Source organism: Janthinobacterium sp. PLB04 (assembly GCF_021165895.1).
GTDB lineage: Bacteria > Pseudomonadota > Gammaproteobacteria > Burkholderiales > Burkholderiaceae_D > Janthinobacterium > Janthinobacterium lividum.
Map to the genome: position 1 here is coordinate 5962700 of NZ_CP088968.1, position 17209 is coordinate 5979908.

Sequence of the window (17209 nt, forward strand, 5' to 3'; positions counted from 1 at the left end):
TATCTAAATAGCACGCCGTGCAAAACCACACTTAGAGCCTATCCCAGTAGATGAATACATCCCCCGCTGGCGCGCCTCAGAAGCGGGGACTGCGTTGATCGTCGTCGCGTGGCTCGCCACGCGTCCTCCTCACGCCTTGTCCGCGCTCCTGATCCGCTGCCAGCAGAAGATGCTCCCTACTGGGATAGGCTCTTAGCCTATATTTTTCATACACTTATGGATAATTCAAGACGAAAAAGATCCACATAAAAAAAGCGCCGCCCGCGCGAAGATCGCGGGCGGCGCCGTTCAAACCAATCCTGCCAGATACGCTTACTCTCGGACTTACTCGCGCTTCGACACCAGGGTCAGAATGTCGTAGCTGGCCACCAGTTCCTCGTTCTGGTTCGTCACCTGCACGTCCCAAGCGACCACGCCCTGGCCCACGCCAAACACGTCCTTGCGGTTGCGGTCGACCTTGCGCTTGCACGTCAGGCGGGCGCGGATGGTGTCGCCAATCGCCACCGGCGCGACGAAGCGCAGGTTGTCCAGGCCATAGTTGGCCAGCACGGGACCGACGCCTGGCGAGACGAACAGGCCGGCGGCGGCCGACAGCACAAAGTAGCCGTGGGCGATGCGCTTGCCGAACTGCGATTCCTTGGCCGCGATTTCATCGAAGTGCATGTAGAAGAAGTCGCCCGAGATGCCGCCAAAGGCGACGATGTCCGCTTCGCTGACGGTGCGGCGGTGCGTGAGCAGCGAGTCGCCCGTCTTCAAGTCCTCGAAGTGCTTGCGGAACGGGTGGATCGGGCTTTCATTGACGTCCGCGCCGCGCACGTATTCGCCGGTGATGGCCGCCAGCATGGTCGGCGAGCCTTGCACGGCCGCCCGTTGCAGGTAGTGGCGCACGGCGCGCACGCCGCCCAGCTCTTCGCCGCCGCCCGCGCGGCCAGGGCCGCCGTGCTTCAGTTGCGGCAGCGGCGAGCCATGGCCCGTCGAATCGACGGACGCCACGCGCTCGAGCACGTGCACGCGGCCATGCGTGGCCGCCACTTGCGGCACCACGCGCGCGGCGATCTTCGGATCGCGCGTCACCAGGGTGCTCACCAGGCTGCCCTTGCCGCGTGCGGCCAGGGCCAGCGCTTCATCGATGTCCTTATAGCCCATCATGGTGCTGACGGGGCCGAACGCTTCCACGTCATGCACGGCATCGTTGCTGAAGGCGTCGCGGCACAGCAGCAGGGTCGGCGAGAAGAAGCTGCCGTCAAGGGCACCATCGCCCAAAGGACTAAAACCGTCGGCCGCGCCGAACACCACTTCATTACCCTGCGACAGGGTGGCGACCCGTTCGGCCACGTCGTTCTGCTGTTCCTTTGACGCCAGCGCGCCCATGCGCACGCCTTCGATGGACGGATCGCCCACCACCACCTTGGCCAGGCGTTCGCGCAGGCGCGTGCCGACGGCGTCCATCAGGTGCTCGGGCACGATGATGCGGCGGATGGCCGTGCACTTCTGGCCCGATTTTCCCGTCATCTCGCGCACGACTTCCTTGACGAACAAGTCGAATTCCACGTCGTCTGGCGTGACGTCCGGCGCGAGGATGGCGCAATTGAGCGAATCGGCTTCGCCGTTGAAGGGCACGGATTGGGCGATCAGGTTCGGATTCGTACGCAGCTTGGCGGCCGTGGCAGCCGACCCCGTGAATGTCACGAAATCCTGGCCATTCAGGCGGTCCAGCAAGTCGCCCGTGGAACCGATCACCAGCTGCAAACTGCCGGCCGGCAGCAAGCCCGATTCATGCATCATGCGCACGACGGCCTGCGTCAGGTAACTGGTCGCCGTGGCCGGCTTGGCGATGCAGGGCATGGCCGCCAGGAAGCTGGGCGCGAATTTTTCCAGCAAGCCCCAGATGGGGAAATTGAAGGCGTTGATGTGCACGGCCAGGCCGCCGCGCGGCACCAGGATGTGCGTGCCGGCGAAACCGCCTTTCTTGCCCAGCGCGATGGCCGGGCCTTCGTGCAGCACGTTCGACGACGGCAACTCGTGGCTGCCCATGCTGGCGTAGGCGAACAGGGTACCCGTGCCGCCTTCAATATCGACCCAGCTGTCGGCACGCGTGGCGCCCGACAGGTGCGAAATCACATACAGTTCTTCCTTGCGCTCGACCAGGTACAGGGCCAGCGCCTTCAGGCGCGCGGCGCGCTGCTGGAAGTCCAGCGCCATCAGGCCCGGCACACCCGTCTTGCGGGCATACGTGACGGCTTCGTCGAAGTCGATCTTTTCCGCATGCGTGTGATAGATGACGCGGTTGTTCAAGGCGCTGTGCAAGGGCACGGCAGCGCTTTCGCCCAGCCAGCGGTCGGCGATCAGGCTTTGCAGGGTGGATATATGAGCCATGTGGTTTACTCCTATGTTGGTTTACTGCTTGCTTACTGCGCTGCTGCGTTCTTGTGCAAATGCAGCGGCAAGGCGGATTCGAAATTCAGGCGCTGGCGGCCGGCCTCGACTTCCGTCAGGGCCTCCACCTCACGCATCGTCTGCATGGAACGCACGGTCAGTTCGTGATATTGGCCCGTTCCCGAGCTTTTCCATTTGATTTCATCGTCGGTCAGCGCGCGGATGATCTTGGCCGGCGTGCCCACCACCATGCTGCGCGGCGCGACGATCATGCCCGCCTTCACAAAACTCATGGCCGCGACGATGGATTCCTCGCCGATGACGGCGTTATCCATCACCACGGCGTTCATGCCGACGAGCGCATTGCGGCCGATGCGGCAGCCATGCAGCACGGCACCATGGCCGACATGGCCGTCGACTTCGACCACCGTGTCGCAGCCGGGGAAGCCGTGCATGACGCAGGTGTCCTGCAGGTTCGCGCCCTCTTCCAGGATCAGGCGGCCGAAGTCGCCGCGGATCGAGGCCAGCGGACCGATATAGCAGCGCGGACCGACGATCACGTCACCGATCAGCACGGCCGATGGGTGCACATAGGCGCTGGGGTGGACGACGGGGGTGACGCCGTTGATTTCGTAGACTTTGACCATGTTGCGCTCCTATTCATCTTTCGTGCCACGCACGTTATTACTAGACGCAGCGGAAAACTGGGGTCAGACCCCAGCCCTCCGCTGCTGTCCTCACATCCCCAGATAAGCGCTCTGTACCTGCTCGTTATGCAGCAATTCAGGCCCCGGACCGGACAACGTGATGGCGCCCGTCTCGATCACGTAGCCGACGTCGGCGATCGACAGGGCGGCGTGCGCGTTCTGCTCGACGAGGAAGATGGTGATGCCCTGGTCGCGCAGCTCGGCCACGATGCGGAAGATTTCGGCGATCAGGAGCGGTGCCAGGCCCATGCTCGGCTCATCGAGCAGCAGCAGTTGCGGGCGGCCCATCAGCGCGCGCGCCATGGCCAGCATCTGCTGCTGTCCACCCGATAACGTCCCGGCCAGCAGCAAGCGCTTTTCCTTCAGGATCGGGAACAGGCCGTACATGCGCTCCATGTCACCGGCCACGTCCTGCGGTGGGCGTGTAAACGCGCCCAGGCGCAGGTTGTCTTCCACCGTCATGGGACCGAACACTTGCCGCCCTTCCGGCACCTGGCAGATGCCGGCGCGCACGCGCTTGTCGGCGCTCATGCGGCTGACGTCCTGGCCGGCGAAGGCGATGCTGCCGGCGCTGATCGGCTGCACGCCGGAGATCGCCCGCAGCAGGGTAGTCTTGCCGGCGCCATTCGCGCCCACCAGCGCCACCAGCTGGCCCTGACGCACTTGCAGGTCGATGCCGTGCAAGGCCTGGATGCGGCCATAGTGACTGGTCAGACCGGCGATATCGAGCACCAGCGGAGTCTGAGGTTTTTCCATTGTCATCATGCCGCCACCCCCAGATATGCCGCCACCACGTCGGGATTGGCGCGCACTTCGGCGGCGGTCCCTTCGGCCAGCTTCTTGCCATAGTCGAGCACCAGGATATGGTCCGACAGATTCATCACCAGTTTCATGTCATGCTCGACCAGCACCACCGTCACGCCCGATTGCGCCACCTTGCGGATCAAGGTTTCGATCTCGCCCGTTTCCGTGTGGTTCAGGCCCGCGGCCGGTTCATCGAGCAGCAGCACTTTCGGCTTGGCCGCCAGCGCGCGGGCAATTTCCAGGCGCTTCAAGGCGCCATACGACATCTGTCCCGCCTCGTCATCGATATGCCGGCCCACGCCGACGAATTCCATCAGGCCCGCCGCCTCGTCGCGGCAAGCCGCATCCGCGCGGCGCACGGACGGCAAACGCAGCATGGAAGCGAACAGGTTCTGGTTCAGGCGCAGATGCGCGCCCACCATCACATTGTCGATGGCCGTCATGTTCATGCACACTTGCAGGTTCTGGAAGGTGCGGCTCATGCCGCGCCGCGCCAGCGCATCGGGCGGCATGGCGGCCACGTTCTCGCCATTGAGCAGGATTTCGCCCTTGCTCGGCGTGTAGACGCCCGTGATCAGGTTGAACAGGGTCGTCTTGCCGGCGCCATTGGGACCGATGACGGAGTGGATATTACCCTCCTTGACGGTAAAGCTCACATCCTGCACCGCGTGCACGCCGCCGAAGCTCTTGCTCAGATTGTTAATCGTCAGCATCTCACACCTCCTGCGCGGATTTGACGGGCGCCTTGGGCGTGGCGGCCCGCTTGCGCGAACGGCTGGCCAGGCTGGGCACGAGGCCTTTCGGCATGAAGATCATGGTAGCCATCAAGATCACGCCAAACACCACCGTTTCCCAGCCTTCAAAACTGGACAGCAGCTGCGGCAGGATCGTCAGCAGGGCCGCGCCGATGATGGAGCCGAAGATCGACGCCATGCCGCCCACCACCACCATCGTCACCAGCTCGATCGAGTGGAAGAAGCCCGCCAGGTTGGGCGTGATGAAACCGATGTAATGGGCACTGATGCTGCCCGCGATGCTGGCAATGACAGCCGACAGCACGAACACGCGTACCTTGAAGCGGGTCGTATCGACGCCGACCACGCGGGCCGCCACTTCCGAACCGTGGATGGCCTGCAGCGCGCGGCCGACAGGCGAATCGATCAGGTTCAGGGCCAGCCACGTCACCAGCAACAGCAGCACGGCGCACAGGATGTACCACGATTTTTCGCCGGCGATTTCCAGCCCGGCGACCGAGAAGGCGGACACGCCGATGCCGTCAGGGCCGCCCGTCCACTGCGTCTCGTTGTTGATGACGATGGAAATGATGATGCCCAGGCCCAGGGTCGCCATGGCCAGGGTGTGGCCCTTGAGTTTCAGCACGGGACGCGCCAGCAGCAGGGCCAGCAAGCCCGTGGCAACCGCTCCTGCGGCCAGCGCGGCCAGCGGCGGCCAGTTGTAGTGGGTGGTCAGCACGGCAGACGCATACGCGCCCAGGCCGTAGAAACCGGCGTGGCCCAGGCTGATCTGGCCCGTATAGCCCATCAGCAGGTTCAGGCCGATGACGACGATGGCGTTCAGGGCAATGCGGATCGCCACGTCATAATAGAACGCATTGGTGAGGAACAGGGGCAGGATGGCCAGTACCAGGGCCAGCAACAACAGGCCACCGTGGCGTGAGCGGGCAAAGAAACTCTTCATACACGCTCCGAATTTTTAGCGCCAAACAAGCCTTGCGGCAGGAAGAACAGGATCAATAAAATCAGCACGAAGGGGACGGCATCTTTATAAGCCGACGAGATGTAGCCGGCCGTCATGGCTTCGGCGATGCCGAGGATCAGGCCACCGGCAATCGCGCCCGCGCCGCCACCCAGGCCGCCGAGGACGGCGGCGACAAAGCCTTTCAGGCCCAGCATGATGCCCGCGTCATACGAGGTGTACGTGATCGGTGCAACGAGGATGCCGCCGGCAGCGCCCAGCAGGGCCGACAGGCCGAACGAAAACAGCAGCACCTTGCGCGTGTTGATGCCCACCAGTTGCGCGGCCAGCTTGTTGTGCGAGGTGGCCAGCATGGCCTTGCCCATCAGCGTGCGGCCGAAGAACCAGCCCAGCACCAGCACGATGACGACGGTGACGCCCAGCACCCACAGGCTTTGCGGCAGCAGGCTGGCGCCCAGGAATTCGATCGGCGCGTCGCCGGAAAACGCGGGCAGCGAATGCGTGTCCTTGCCCAGCCAGATTTGCACCAGGCCGCGCAGCACGAGCGAGGCGCCAATGGTGATGATCAGGAGCGTGATGACCTGTGCATTTTGCGCCGGTTCGATCACGGTTTTTTCCATCAGCAGGCCAACGATACCGGTGGCGATGACGGCCAGGATGATGGCCAGCGGCAGCGGCACGCCGGCGGCCGACATCACTGCAGCCAGCATCCCGCCCAGCATGATGAATTCGCCCTGGGCGAAATTGATCACGCCGCTGGTGTTGTAGATGATGGTGAAGCCCAGCGCCGCCAGCGCGTAGGCGGAACCGACCGTCATCCCGGAATACAGAAATTGTAGAAATTGTGCGACTTCCATGGTGTCTCCATTATGTTCGGCTATGCGCGGACCGCCTTCGAGGGCGGCCCGCGCAGGTACTTCTGGCTTACATCATTTCGACAATTGCCATTCGCCGTTCTTCACTTCGACCATGCGGAAAGCCGACAGATCCAGGCCCATGTGGTCTTTGGCCGACATGTTGAAGACGCCGGTGGTGCCGACAAAACCCTTGGTCGACTCCAGCGCCGCCCGCACTTTTTCGCGGTCCGTGCCGCCGGCGCGCTTGATGGCGTCGACCGACAGGTTCAGGGCGTCGAGCGCATAGCCGCCAAAGGTCGATGGGTCGATCTTGTAGCGGTCCTTATACGTCTTGTCGTAGCCGACGACGATCGCCTTTTGCGCATCGCTGTCCGGCAGCATGGCGCCGATCAGGAGGGCTGGCGTCGGCAGGCGCACGCCTTCGGCGGCCTTGCCCGACAGTTTCAGGTATTCGTCGGACGCCACGCCATGCGACTGGTACAGCGGCAGCGCGGCCATCCCCAGCTGGCCATAGTTCTTGGTCACGACCGCCGGGCCCTGGCCCAGGCCGAAGACGAAGACGGCTTGCACGCCAGCAGTATTCTTGATGCGCGTGAGCTGCGCAGTGATGTCCGTGTCTTTCGGGCCGTAGGTTTCATCGGCCACCAGGGTGATGCCGTATTTCGAGGCGACGATCTGCGATTCCTTGCGGCCCGAAGCGCCAAAGCCGCTCGTTTCCGACAGCAGGCCCACCTTGCTGATGCCGCGCTTCTTCATGTCCTCGAATACCTTCTCTGCCGCCATGCGATCCGTATGCGGCGTCTTGAACACCCATTTCTTGACCGGATCGATGATGACCACGGCGCCCGCCAGCGACATGAACGGCATGCTGGCGCGCTCCACCAGCGGCGCCATCGCCATCGTCGCGCCGGTGGTGGTGCCGCCGATCAGTACATCGACCTTGTCGGACTCGATCAGGCGCTTGGTGAAACCGTTGGCCTTGGCGGCATCGCTGCCGTCATCGTAATGCACGAGTTCCAGCTTGCGTCCCAGGACGCCGCCGGCCGCGTTGATCTTCTCGATATACAGCTGCAGGGTTTTCAGTTCCGGGTCGCCCAGGAAGGCGGCAGGCCCCGTGACGGACAGCACGGAACCGATCTTGATGTTATCGGCCGCATACGCGCCCACGGCGGACATGGCCAGCACGCCGGCGATCAGGGTTTTCTTGAAGATATTGGCAATCATTGTGGTCTCCACCAGGTTGGCACTACGGTCAAATTGGGTGGTGCTATCTTGCACCTTGTTTTATATACTGCTTTTATACGCGTTCAATAACGACGGCAATACCCTGCCCCACGCCGATGCACATGGTGCACAGCGCATAACGGCCGCCCGTGCGTTCCAGCTGGTTCAGGGCCGCCATCACCAGGCGCGCGCCCGATGCGCCCAGCGGGTGGCCGATGGCGATCGCACCGCCATTCGGATTTACGTGGGCCGCATCGTCCGCCAGCCCCAGGTCGCGCGTCACCGCCAGTGCCTGCGCCGCAAACGCTTCATTGAGTTCGATCACGTCCATCTGCTCGATGCTCAATCCCGTTTGCGCCAGCACCTTGCGCGACGCGGGCGATGGACCAAAGCCCATGATGCGCGGCGCCAGGCCGGCCGTGGCCATGCCCAGCACTTTTGCGCGCGGCGTCAGTTTGTATTTGTCGACGGCGGCGGCGGACGCCAGCAGGATGGCGCAGGCGCCATCGTTCAAGCCCGAGGCATTGCCGGCCGTGACCGTGCCGTCCGGCTTGACCACGCCCTTGAGCTTTGCCAGCATGTCCAGCGAGGTATCGGGACGCGGATGTTCGTCGCTCGTGACCATCTTCGGCTCGCCTTTTTTTTGCGGCACGGCGACAGGCACGATCTCGCGCTCGAACACGCCTGCCGCGTGGGCGGCCGCCCAGCGCTGCTGGCTGCGCAGGGCCAGCGCATCCTGGTCGGCGCGGCTGATGCCAAATTCCACGGCCACGTTTTCCGCCGTTTCCGGCATGGTGTCGATGCCGTACTGTGCCTTCATCTTGCCGTTCACAAAACGCCAGCCCAGGGTCGTGTCTTCGATTTTCGCCGCGCGCGAAAACGCGCTGTCGGCCTTGCCCATCACGAAAGGCGCGCGCGTCATGCTTTCCACGCCACCGGCGATGATCAGTTCCGCCTCGCCCGCCTTGATGGAACGGGCAGCCATGCCGACGGCATCCAGGCTGGAGCCGCACAGGCGGTTGATGGTATTGGCGGGCACTGCCGCCGGCAAGCCGGCCAGCAGCGCAGCCATGCGGCCCACGTTGCGATTGTCCTCGCCCGCCTGATTGGCGCAGCCGTAGAAGACGTCGTCGATGGCGGCCCAGTCGACGGACGGGTTGCGGGCGATCAGCGCGGCAATCGGCAGCGCACCCAGGTCGTCCGCGCGCACGCTGGACAGCGCGCCGCCATAGCGGCCAAACGGGGTGCGTACGGCGTCACAGATAAAAGCGTCATTCATGTCTGGTTCCTTGTTCGGGCGGGCTATCAGGAAAAAATCTTCGGGCGCTGGTCAACCACGCGGCGGGCCTTGCCCGTCAGGGTGCGTTCGATGCCGGCGGCGGCCACGAGGCGCACGCGCGTGCTCACGCCCACGTGTGTCTTGATGCGGTGTTCCAGCTCGCGCGCCAGCGCGTCCGTTTCACTGGCCGAGATGGTGGCAGTGAGGTCGATACGCAGCTCGGCCACCACTTCCAGCTTGTCAAGGTGGCCGTCGCGCGTGACCACCAATTGATACTGTGGCGCCAGCTTCGGCATTTTTAGGATCAGCTCTTCGATCTGCGTGGGGAAGACGTTCACGCCGCGGATGATCAGCATGTCGTCCGAGCGGCCCGTGATCTTGCCGATGCGGCGCATCGAGCGCGATGTCGGCGGCAGCAAGCGGGTCAGGTCGCGCGTGCGGTAGCGGATGATGGGCAGCGCTTCTTTCGACAGCGAGGTAAACACCAGTTCGCCCTCTTCGCCGTCCGGCAGCACTTCGCCCGTTTCCGGATCGATGATTTCCGGGTAAAAATGGTCTTCCCAGATGACGGGACCGTCCTTGCTTTCGATGCATTCGGATGCCACGCCAGGGCCCATCACTTCGGACAGGCCGTAGATGTCGACGGCGTCGATGCCGGCACGCGCCTCGATTTCCGCACGCATGGCGTCCGTCCACGGCTCGGCACCGAAGATGCCCACCTTCAGCGACGATTCGGCCGGGTCCAGACCCTGGCGCGTGAATTCCTCGATGATGTTGAGCATGTACGATGGCGTAACCATGATGATCGACGGTTTGAAATCCTGGATCAGTTGCACCTGCTTTTCCGTCTGCCCGCCGGACATCGGAATGACCGTGCAACCCAGGCGCTCGGCGCCGTAATGCGCGCCCAGGCCGCCCGTGAACAGGCCATAGCCGTAGGAGATATGCACCATGTCGCCCGCGCGGCCGCCGCCGGCGCGGATCGAGCGCGCCACCACGTTGGCCCAGGTATCGATGTCGTTCTGCGTGTAGCCGACCACCGTGGCCTTGCCCGTGGTGCCGCTGGACGCGTGGATGCGCACCACTTGCTCGCGCGGCACGGCGAACAGGCCGAACGGGTAATTGTCGCGCAAGACCTTTTTATCGGTGAACGGGAATTTGGCCAGGTCGGACAGCGATTTCAGGTCGTCCGGATGCACGCCCGCTTCGTCAAAAGCGGCGCGGTAATGGGGCACGTTGTCATACGCGTGCTTGAGCGTCCATTGCATGCGTTCGAGCTGCAGCGCCTGCAGTTCATCCTTGCTGGCACGCTCGATCGGCTCGAGGTCATTCGGTGCTGGGGTTCTCTGGACCATCTCTGTCTCCTGATTCGGTTCTATAACTATGTAATTCGTTCCGGCAGTTCAAGCCTGCTCTCGTACCTTCAATTGCTGATGACTTCACCCGCCACGCGAATCGACTTGCCACGGAAGAGCGCGATGGCGCGCCCTTCCTGGTTGCTGACCTTGACGTCGTAGACGCCGCTCTTGCCGGCCAGCGCCTGCTCGACGGCGTGCGCCGTCAGCACGTCGCCTTCGCGGCCCGGCGCCAGGTAATCGATGGTGCAGCCGGCTCCCACGGTGTTCATGTTGTAGCTGTTGCAGGCAAAGGCGAAGGCGCTGTCGGCCAGGGCAAAGATAAAACCGCCATGGCAGGTCTGGTGGCCATTGAGCATGTCTGGACGCACCGTCATCGTCATGCGCGCATGGCCAGGGCCCACTTCGGCCAGGGCGATGCCCATGGCGGCGGTGGCGTTATCGCGCGACAGCATGGAGGCAGCGGCCGCTTCGGCCAGGGCTTGTGCGGTCATGTTGTGGTCTTCATTCGGCATGGAAGCGATCTCCATTGGCAAGTTTGCGGCGCAGCAGCGGCGAGACCCGGTAGCGGTCTTCGCCATAGCCTTGCGCCAGGTGGTGCAGCACCGACACGATGTGCTGGACGCCGACGGCATCGGCCCAGGCCAGCGGTCCGCGCGGATAGTTGACGCCCTTCTGCATGGCGATATCGACGGCGGCCACCGTGCACACGCCCTGGTTGACGGCGTCGGCCGCCTCGTTGGCCAGCATGGCGACAGTGCGCATGACGGCCAGGCCAGGCACGTCGTCCAGGCGCGTGACGATGAAACCGGCCGCCTGGAACAGGCCGACGACAGCCGCATAGGCGGCGTCGCTGCACTGGTCCGCGCGGGCCACGGCAATGCGCCTGGCACCGGCATAATCGAGCGCCAGGTCGAACAGCACCGTGTCCGGATGCTGGTTGTCGTGCGCGCGCTGGGTGGCGCTGCGGCCATCGGTCAGGTAAATCGCGGCGCCATGGCAATGCAGGGCCGGCGCCTCGTCGTTTGCCTGGCCTTCCTGCGTCACGCGGCGGCTGACGGTGATGCCCGCCTGCTCCAGGCGCTGCACCAGGCTGTGGATGATGCCGCTGTGGCCACGGCCATCGCCGCCGATGGCGGCCGACAGGGCGACGAATTCGGGCTTGGCCTGCGCGCCTTCCGCCTGCGCCACGGGGGCAGCAACGCCTTCACCATACAGGTAAAAACCGCGGCCCGATTTGCGGCCGAGGAAACCGGCGTTGACCATTTCCTGCTGCAGCACGGACGGCGTGAAGCGCGGGTCGTTGAAATAGGCGCCGAACACGGATTGCGTGACGGAGAAATTGACGTCGTGGCCGATCAGGTCCATCAATTCGAATGGCCCCATGCGGAAACCGCCCGCTTCGCGCAGCACGGCGTCGATGGTGGCGGCGTCACCCGCCTGTTCGTTCAGCAGGCGCCAGCCTTCCGCGTAAAACGGACGGGCGACACGGTTGACGATGAAGCCGGGCGTCGATTTTGCATGCACGGGGTTCTTGCCCCAGGCAATCGACGTGTCATACACGGTGGCGGCCACTTGCTCGCTGGTGGCCAGGCCACTGATCACTTCGACCAGCGCCATCAGAGGTACGGGATTAAAGAAATGCATGCCGACCAGGCGTTCCGGGCGGCGCAGCTTGGCGGCGATGGCCGTGACGGAAATCGACGACGTATTCGTCGCCAGAATGCAGTCGTCGCCGACCAGCGCTTCCAGTTCCGCGAACAGGCCGCGCTTGACGTCGAGGTTTTCCACGATGGCTTCCACCACCAGGGATGCATCGCTCACATCGGCCAGGCTGCCGGCCGCCTGCAGGCGCGCCGTGGCGGCAGTGGCTTCGTCAAACGTCATGCGGCCCTTCTCGGCCAGCTTCGCATACATCTTGCCGATATCAAGCAAAGCCTTGCTGACGGCTTCTGCGCGCGTGTCGTACAGTTTTACGCGGTAACCGGCGGCGGCGGCCACCTGCGCGATGCCGGCACCCATGGCGCCGCTGCCGATGACGGCGACGATACTGTTGTTGTCCAAAGCTGCCATATCAATGTCCCTTGAATTGCGGTGCGCGCTTTTCCATGAAGGCGGCAACGCCTTCGCGGTAATCGTCGCTGTTACCAAGATCGCTCATCATGCGCGCTTCCAGCGCCAGCTGCTGCGGCAAGGTATTGGCGCCGCTGGCAGCCAGTGCCTGCTTGGTGTAGGCCAGGCCCTTGGTCGGCGCCATGGAAAAGTGCACGGCCAGCTTGCGCGTTTCTTCCGCCAGTTGGGCATCCTCGACGCATTTCCAGATCAAGCCCCAGTCTTCCGCTTTTTCCGCCGTCAGTTTTTCACCGAGCATGGCCAGGCCCATGGCGCGCGCGGAACCGATCAGGCGTGGCAGGAAGAAGGTACCGCCCGTGTCCGGGATCAGGCCCAGCTTGCAGAACACTTCAACGAAGCTGGCCGACTTGCCGGCGATGACGATGTCGCAAGCCAGCGCCAGGTTGGCGCCCGCGCCGGCGGCCACGCCGTTGACGGCGCAGATCACGGGCATCGGCAGCGCTTTCAGGGCCAGCACCAGCGGCGCATAGTTCTTTTCCACCGACTCGCCCAGGTCCACGCCCTTCGAGCCAGGTTCCACGGCGCGGTCGGACAGATCCTGGCCCGCGCAAAAGCCGCGGCCCGCGCCCGTCAGCACGAAGACGCGCACGGTACTGTCGGCGTTCACTTTCGCAATCGCGTCGCGCACTTCCTCGTGCATGGCTTGCGTAAAACTATTGAGCTTGTCGGGACGGTTCAGGGTCAGCGTGGCGATACCCTGCTCGATGGTGAAGAGGATGTTTTGGTAGGTCATGGCGTCTCGCTTGTGTAATAGGTAAGGCAGGGCCCGTGCCCTGCACCGGCTTATTCAGCCTGGTCGAAGTCGACCACGACCTTGTCTGTGAGAGGGAAACTCTGGCAACTGAGGACGAAGCCGCGCGCCACTTCGTAGTCTTCCAGCGCGTAGTTGACATCCATTTCGACTTTGCCGTCGAGGATCTTGCAGCGGCAGGTCGAACATACGCCGCCTTTGCACGAGTAGCGCATGTCGATGCCTTGGCGCAGGCCCGCGTCGAGGATGGATTCCTTGTCCTTGTCCATGGTGAAGGTGGTGTGGTTGCCATCCATGATGACGGTCACTTCCGTTTCCTGCACCACGCCCGCGTCGAGCTGCGCGCGCGGCTTGTGGGCGTTTTTCGGGATGCTGGCGGCGAACAGTTCGATCTTGATATTCTGCTTGGGCATGCCGGCCGCCTGCAGGGCAGCGGAGACACCGAGCATCATGTCTTCCGGGCCGCAGATGAAGGCATTGTCGTAGTCTTCGACTTTGATCCAGTGCTGCAGGAATTGCTCGCATTTTTCCTGCGTGATGCGGCCGTTGAACAATTCGATGTCCTGCTGCTCGCGGCTCATCACGTAGACCAGGTTCAAACGCTCCAGGTACACATCCTTCAAGTCCGTCAATTCTTCCTTGAAGATGACGGACGACGAGGCGCGGTTACCGTAGAACAGGGTGAAGCGGCTCAGGGGTTCCGTCAGCAGGGTGGTCTTGATGATGGAGAGGATGGGCGTGATGCCGCTGCCGGCCGCGAACGCCAGATAGTGCTTGCGGTTGACGCAGTCGAGCGGCACGTTGAAGTGGCCCATGGGCGGCATCACCTCGATGGTGGCGCCGGCTTTCAGGGTATCGTTCGCCCAGGTGGAGAAGGCGCCGCCCGGCGTGCGCTTGATGGCCACGCGCAGGGTGCCGTCCTGCACCGCCGAGCAGATGGAATACGAGCGGCGCACGTCTTCCGCATTGATATTGGCGCGCAGGGTCAGGTGCTGGCCCTGCTGGAAGCGGAACTGCTGCTGCAGCTCGGCTGGCACGTCGAACGTGACGGCGATGGTGTCGCGCGTTTCGTTGCGCACGTTCGCTACGCACAGCGGATAAAATTTACTCATGCTTCATCTCCAGTTTCTTCGGAACGTGTGCCTGATTTTTTTAGTGGCACTTGAAGTAGTCAAACGGTTCGCGGCAAGCCAGGCACTTGTACAGGGCCTTGCACGGCGTGGAGCCGAACTGGCTGGTCAGCTGCGTATGCGTCGAGCCGCAGTTCGGGCAGATCACGTCCAGCTTTGGCATCGTTTGGCGCCTGACGCCACCCTTCAAGCCGCTGATGTCGATCACCTGCTGCTGCGGCGGGGCGATGCCATAGCCTTTCAGCTTGGCCTTGCCCGCTTCGCTCATCCAGTCCGTGGTCCATGCGGGCGCCAGCTGGTTCACCAGGGTCACCTTGGCCACGCCATGGCTGCGCAAGGCATCCGTGACGGCGTCGGCGATCACCTGCATGGCCGGGCAGCCCGAATACGTGGGCGTGATCGTCACGATGCATGCGTCGCCATCCGTGACTTCGACGGCGCGCACGATGCCCAGGTCCACCACCGAAATGACGGGGATTTCCGGGTCCGCGACGTCGCCGAGCCAGGCCCAGACCTGGGCGGCGTCCAGCGCCGCAGCGCCAGCGGCCGTGTTCATTACCACTCCGCCCCGGGATAGGCACGCTGCAGGAACTGCATCTCGGCCAGGATAAAACCCAGATGCTCCGTGTGCGTGCCCTGCTTGCCACCCTTTTGCATCCAGGCGTCGGGCGCCGGCATGACAAGCGTCGCTTCGGCGAAGATCTCGGCCACGTGCTCCAGGAAAGCCCGGCGCAGCACGTCCGATGGCGGCGCGATGCCGGCGGCGACCATGGCCTGGTCGACGGCGTCGTACTTGAACATCTCGCCCGTGTACATCCACAGCTTGTCGGCGGCAGCCTGCGTCTTGGCATGGCTGTCGGCCGTGCCGTCGCCGAGGCGCACGATCAGGTCACCGCTGCGGCGCAGGTGATAGGTCACTTCCTTGATCGACTTTTGCGCCACTTCGACGATGCGCGCATCCGTCGATTTCGTCAGTTCCAGCAGCTGGAAGTAGTGCCAGCTGTCGAAGAAGAACTGGCGCATCATGGTGTCGGCATAATTGCCGTTCGGCTGTTCGACCAGCAGGCAGTTCTTGAAATCGTGGGCGTCGCGCAGGAAGGCGATGTCGTCCTCGTCGCGGCCCGCGTTTTCCAGTTCGGCCGCATAGCTGAACCACAGACGCGTCTGGCCCAGCAAGTCCAGCGCCACGTTGGTCAGCGCCATGTCTTCTTCCAGCGCGGGACCCTTGCCGCACAGCTGAGACAGCTGCTGGCTGAGGATCAGGGCGTTGTCGCCCAGGCGCAGCAAGTAGTTAACTTTGTCATCCATTGCCGGCGCTCCCATCACAGGTTCTTGACTTCTTCCGGCATCGGGAAGAAGGTGGGATGGCGGTACACCTTGCTGTTCGACGGCTCGAACAGGGCGCCCTTGTCGCCGGGGCTGCTGGCGACGATATCGGCCGCGCGCACCACCCAGATACTCACGCCTTCATTGCGGCGCGTGTAGACGTCGCGCGCATGGTTGACCGCCATGGTGGCGTCGGAAGCGTGCAGGCTGCCCACATGCTTGTGCGCCAGGCCGTGCTGGCTGCGGATGAAAACTTCCCACAAAGGCCATTCTTTGCTCATGTTGCTATCCCCTATCTGTCTTATGTATTTACGCTGCCGCTTTGTTAGCAGCTTGCTTGTCTGCATACGCGACCAAGGCATCGCGGAACCATGCACCGTCTTCATACGCTTTCACGCGCGTTTGCAGGCGTTCGCGGTTGCATGGGCCATTGCCCTTGAGGACATTGTTGAACTCGGACCAGTCGATCTCGCCGAATTCATAGTGGCCCGTTTCGGCGTTGAACTTCAGGTCGGGATCGGGCACGGTCAAGCCCAGGTATTCGATTTGCGGCACGGTCTGGTCGACCATGCGCTGGCGCAATTCATCGTTCGAGAACAGCTTGATGCGCCATTGCGCCGATTGGGCGCTGTTGACGGAGGCGGCGTCGGACGGGCCGAACATCATCAGCGATGGCCACCACCAGCGGTTCAGCGCATCCTGCGCCATGGCTTTCTGCGCCGGCGTACCCTTGCACAGCGACATCATGATGTCGTAGCCCTGGCGCGCATGGAACGATTCTTCCTTGCAGACGCGGATCATGGCGCGCGCATACGGTCCATACGAGCAGCGGCACAGGGGAATCTGGTTGATGATGGCGGAACCGTCGACCAGCCAGCCGATGGCGCCCATGTCGGCCCACGACAGGGTCGGATAATTAAAGATGCTGGAATACTTGGCTTTGCCCGAGTGCAAGGCGGCCAGCAAGTCGTCGCGCGACACGCCCAGGGTTTCCGCGGCGCTGTACAGATACAGGCCGTGGCCCGCTTCGTCCTGGATCTTGGCCAGCAGGATGGACTTGCGTTTCAGGGTCGGCGCGCGCGTGACCCAGTTACCTTCGGGCAATTGGCCGACGATTTCCGAGTGCGCGTGCTGCGAAATCTGGCGGATCAGGGTCTTGCGGTAGGCGTCAGGCATCCAGTCCTTGGCCTCGATCTTGATGCCTTCGTCGATGCGTGCCTGAAAAGCGCGCTCTTCCTGGCCCATGTCGTCGAGGGAACGGACGTTCTTGAGGCCGGTTTCAACCATTTGTGCGTACATGATCTGTCTCCCATGTCTTTGATTTTGCGCAGCAACGCGGTGCGATGAACAGATAATACGATACAAAAAACGATTTGCATACACTTGATATGAATCATTTTAAAAATTCGTATCTTGTGCAGCTTTTTTGTGCGTATGATATTGCTGATGAGAAAACACTACAGAGCGCCACCAGCGCTTCCGGCAAATTATTGCCGCGCTACCCGCGCAGCCAAGTAAACTGCTGCTTTTATTGATTCGACCGCAACACGG

The 17209-nt window shown here is 63.1% G+C and carries 17 protein-coding genes; all 17 read right to left on the reverse strand.

Annotated elements, in window-relative coordinates; translation table 11 throughout:
* Positions 1 to 324: 324 nt before the first annotated feature.
* Complete coding sequence (paaZ, locus tag LSO07_RS26345; protein ID WP_151097104.1) at positions 325 to 2376, reverse strand: phenylacetic acid degradation bifunctional protein PaaZ; 2052 nt, start codon at positions 2374 to 2376, stop codon at positions 325 to 327.
* Between the two features lie 32 nt (positions 2377 to 2408).
* Positions 2409 to 3023, reverse strand: coding sequence for a phenylacetic acid degradation protein PaaY (gene paaY, locus LSO07_RS26350; protein WP_151097106.1), 615 nt, complete (start codon positions 3021 to 3023; stop codon positions 2409 to 2411).
* A 90-nt stretch (positions 3024 to 3113) separates the two neighbouring features.
* Positions 3114 to 3845 carry an ABC transporter ATP-binding protein gene (locus tag LSO07_RS26355; RefSeq protein ID WP_099394905.1) on the reverse strand — a complete coding sequence of 244 codons (732 nt, stop codon included), beginning with the start codon at positions 3843 to 3845 and terminating at the stop codon, positions 3114 to 3116.
* A complete protein-coding gene (locus tag LSO07_RS26360) occupies positions 3845 to 4600 on the reverse strand; it encodes an ABC transporter ATP-binding protein (RefSeq protein WP_034780381.1) in 756 nt (251 codons plus the stop codon). Before LSO07_RS26360 ends, LSO07_RS26355 begins: the two co-directional genes overlap by 1 nt.
* Position 4601: 1 nt before the next feature.
* Positions 4602 to 5585, reverse strand: coding sequence for a branched-chain amino acid ABC transporter permease (locus LSO07_RS26365; RefSeq protein ID WP_151097109.1), 984 nt, complete (start codon positions 5583 to 5585; stop codon positions 4602 to 4604).
* On the reverse strand, positions 5582 to 6460 hold the full coding sequence (locus LSO07_RS26370) for a branched-chain amino acid ABC transporter permease (protein ID WP_034780386.1): 879 nt from the start codon (positions 6458 to 6460) through the stop codon (positions 5582 to 5584). The genes LSO07_RS26365 and LSO07_RS26370 overlap by 4 nt, the downstream gene beginning before the upstream one ends.
* A gap of 72 nt (positions 6461 to 6532) precedes the next feature.
* Positions 6533 to 7684, reverse strand: a complete 1152-nt coding sequence (locus LSO07_RS26375) for an ABC transporter substrate-binding protein (protein ID WP_151097111.1) — start codon at positions 7682 to 7684, stop codon at positions 6533 to 6535.
* A gap of 73 nt (positions 7685 to 7757) precedes the next feature.
* Positions 7758 to 8963, reverse strand: coding sequence for a 3-oxoadipyl-CoA thiolase (pcaF, locus tag LSO07_RS26380; RefSeq protein ID WP_151097113.1), 1206 nt, complete (start codon positions 8961 to 8963; stop codon positions 7758 to 7760).
* Between the two features lie 26 nt (positions 8964 to 8989).
* Complete coding sequence (paaK, locus tag LSO07_RS26385) at positions 8990 to 10318, reverse strand: phenylacetate--CoA ligase PaaK (protein WP_151097115.1); 1329 nt, start codon at positions 10316 to 10318, stop codon at positions 8990 to 8992.
* Positions 10319 to 10386: 68 nt separating this feature from the next.
* The gene (paaI, locus tag LSO07_RS26390; protein ID WP_370385414.1) at positions 10387 to 10812 is read right to left on the reverse strand and encodes a hydroxyphenylacetyl-CoA thioesterase PaaI; all 426 of its coding nucleotides are present in this window, start codon (positions 10810 to 10812) and stop codon (positions 10387 to 10389) included.
* 10 nt (positions 10813 to 10822) lie between these two features.
* Positions 10823 to 12391 (reverse strand): 3-hydroxyacyl-CoA dehydrogenase PaaH, encoded by a 1569-nt coding sequence (gene paaH, locus LSO07_RS26395; protein ID WP_151097117.1) that lies wholly within the window; start codon positions 12389 to 12391, stop codon positions 10823 to 10825.
* A 1-nt stretch (position 12392) separates the two neighbouring features.
* A complete protein-coding gene (gene paaG, locus LSO07_RS26400; protein ID WP_151097119.1) occupies positions 12393 to 13184 on the reverse strand; it encodes a 2-(1,2-epoxy-1,2-dihydrophenyl)acetyl-CoA isomerase PaaG in 792 nt (263 codons plus the stop codon).
* A 50-nt stretch (positions 13185 to 13234) separates the two neighbouring features.
* Positions 13235 to 14314 (reverse strand): 1,2-phenylacetyl-CoA epoxidase subunit PaaE, encoded by a 1080-nt coding sequence (paaE, locus tag LSO07_RS26405; RefSeq protein WP_034780398.1) that lies wholly within the window; start codon positions 14312 to 14314, stop codon positions 13235 to 13237.
* A 40-nt stretch (positions 14315 to 14354) separates the two neighbouring features.
* The gene (gene paaD, locus LSO07_RS26410) at positions 14355 to 14888 is read right to left on the reverse strand and encodes a 1,2-phenylacetyl-CoA epoxidase subunit PaaD (RefSeq protein WP_151097121.1); all 534 of its coding nucleotides are present in this window, start codon (positions 14886 to 14888) and stop codon (positions 14355 to 14357) included.
* A complete protein-coding gene (gene paaC / locus LSO07_RS26415; protein WP_151097123.1) occupies positions 14888 to 15640 on the reverse strand; it encodes a 1,2-phenylacetyl-CoA epoxidase subunit PaaC in 753 nt (250 codons plus the stop codon). Before paaC ends, paaD begins: the two co-directional genes overlap by 1 nt.
* Positions 15641 to 15654: 14 nt before the next feature.
* Complete coding sequence (paaB, locus tag LSO07_RS26420) at positions 15655 to 15939, reverse strand: 1,2-phenylacetyl-CoA epoxidase subunit PaaB (protein WP_034746356.1); 285 nt, start codon at positions 15937 to 15939, stop codon at positions 15655 to 15657.
* A 28-nt stretch (positions 15940 to 15967) separates the two neighbouring features.
* Positions 15968 to 16957, reverse strand: a complete 990-nt coding sequence (paaA, locus tag LSO07_RS26425) for a 1,2-phenylacetyl-CoA epoxidase subunit PaaA (protein ID WP_058048221.1) — start codon at positions 16955 to 16957, stop codon at positions 15968 to 15970.
* Positions 16958 to 17209: the final 252 nt, after the last annotated feature.

Bases quoted from the DNA above. Each gene is read 5' to 3' on its own strand.
- paaZ (WP_151097104.1), bottom strand. From the start codon at position 2,376: ATGGCTCATATATCCACCCTGCAAAGCCTGATCGCCGACCGCTGGCTG.
- paaY (WP_151097106.1), bottom strand. From the start codon at position 3,023: ATGGTCAAAGTCTACGAAATCAACGGCGTCACCCCCGTCGTCCACCCC.
- LSO07_RS26355 (WP_099394905.1), bottom strand. From the start codon at position 3,845: ATGACAATGGAAAAACCTCAGACTCCGCTGGTGCTCGATATCGCCGGT.
- LSO07_RS26360 (WP_034780381.1), bottom strand. From the start codon at position 4,600: ATGCTGACGATTAACAATCTGAGCAAGAGCTTCGGCGGCGTGCACGCG.
- LSO07_RS26365 (WP_151097109.1), bottom strand. From the start codon at position 5,585: ATGAAGAGTTTCTTTGCCCGCTCACGCCACGGTGGCCTGTTGTTGCTG.
- LSO07_RS26370 (WP_034780386.1), bottom strand. From the start codon at position 6,460: ATGGAAGTCGCACAATTTCTACAATTTCTGTATTCCGGGATGACGGTC.
- LSO07_RS26375 (WP_151097111.1), bottom strand. From the start codon at position 7,684: ATGATTGCCAATATCTTCAAGAAAACCCTGATCGCCGGCGTGCTGGCC.
- pcaF (WP_151097113.1), bottom strand. From the start codon at position 8,963: ATGAATGACGCTTTTATCTGTGACGCCGTACGCACCCCGTTTGGCCGC.
- paaK (WP_151097115.1), bottom strand. From the start codon at position 10,318: ATGGTCCAGAGAACCCCAGCACCGAATGACCTCGAGCCGATCGAGCGT.
- paaI (WP_370385414.1), bottom strand. From the start codon at position 10,812: ATGACCGCACAAGCCCTGGCCGAAGCGGCCGCTGCCTCCATGCTGTCG.
- paaH (WP_151097117.1), bottom strand. From the start codon at position 12,391: ATGGCAGCTTTGGACAACAACAGTATCGTCGCCGTCATCGGCAGCGGC.
- paaG (WP_151097119.1), bottom strand. From the start codon at position 13,184: ATGACCTACCAAAACATCCTCTTCACCATCGAGCAGGGTATCGCCACG.
- paaE (WP_034780398.1), bottom strand. From the start codon at position 14,314: ATGAGTAAATTTTATCCGCTGTGCGTAGCGAACGTGCGCAACGAAACG.
- paaD (WP_151097121.1), bottom strand. From the start codon at position 14,888: ATGAACACGGCCGCTGGCGCTGCGGCGCTGGACGCCGCCCAGGTCTGG.
- paaC (WP_151097123.1), bottom strand. From the start codon at position 15,640: ATGGATGACAAAGTTAACTACTTGCTGCGCCTGGGCGACAACGCCCTG.
- paaB (WP_034746356.1), bottom strand. From the start codon at position 15,939: ATGAGCAAAGAATGGCCTTTGTGGGAAGTTTTCATCCGCAGCCAGCAC.
- paaA (WP_058048221.1), bottom strand. From the start codon at position 16,957: ATGTACGCACAAATGGTTGAAACCGGCCTCAAGAACGTCCGTTCCCTC.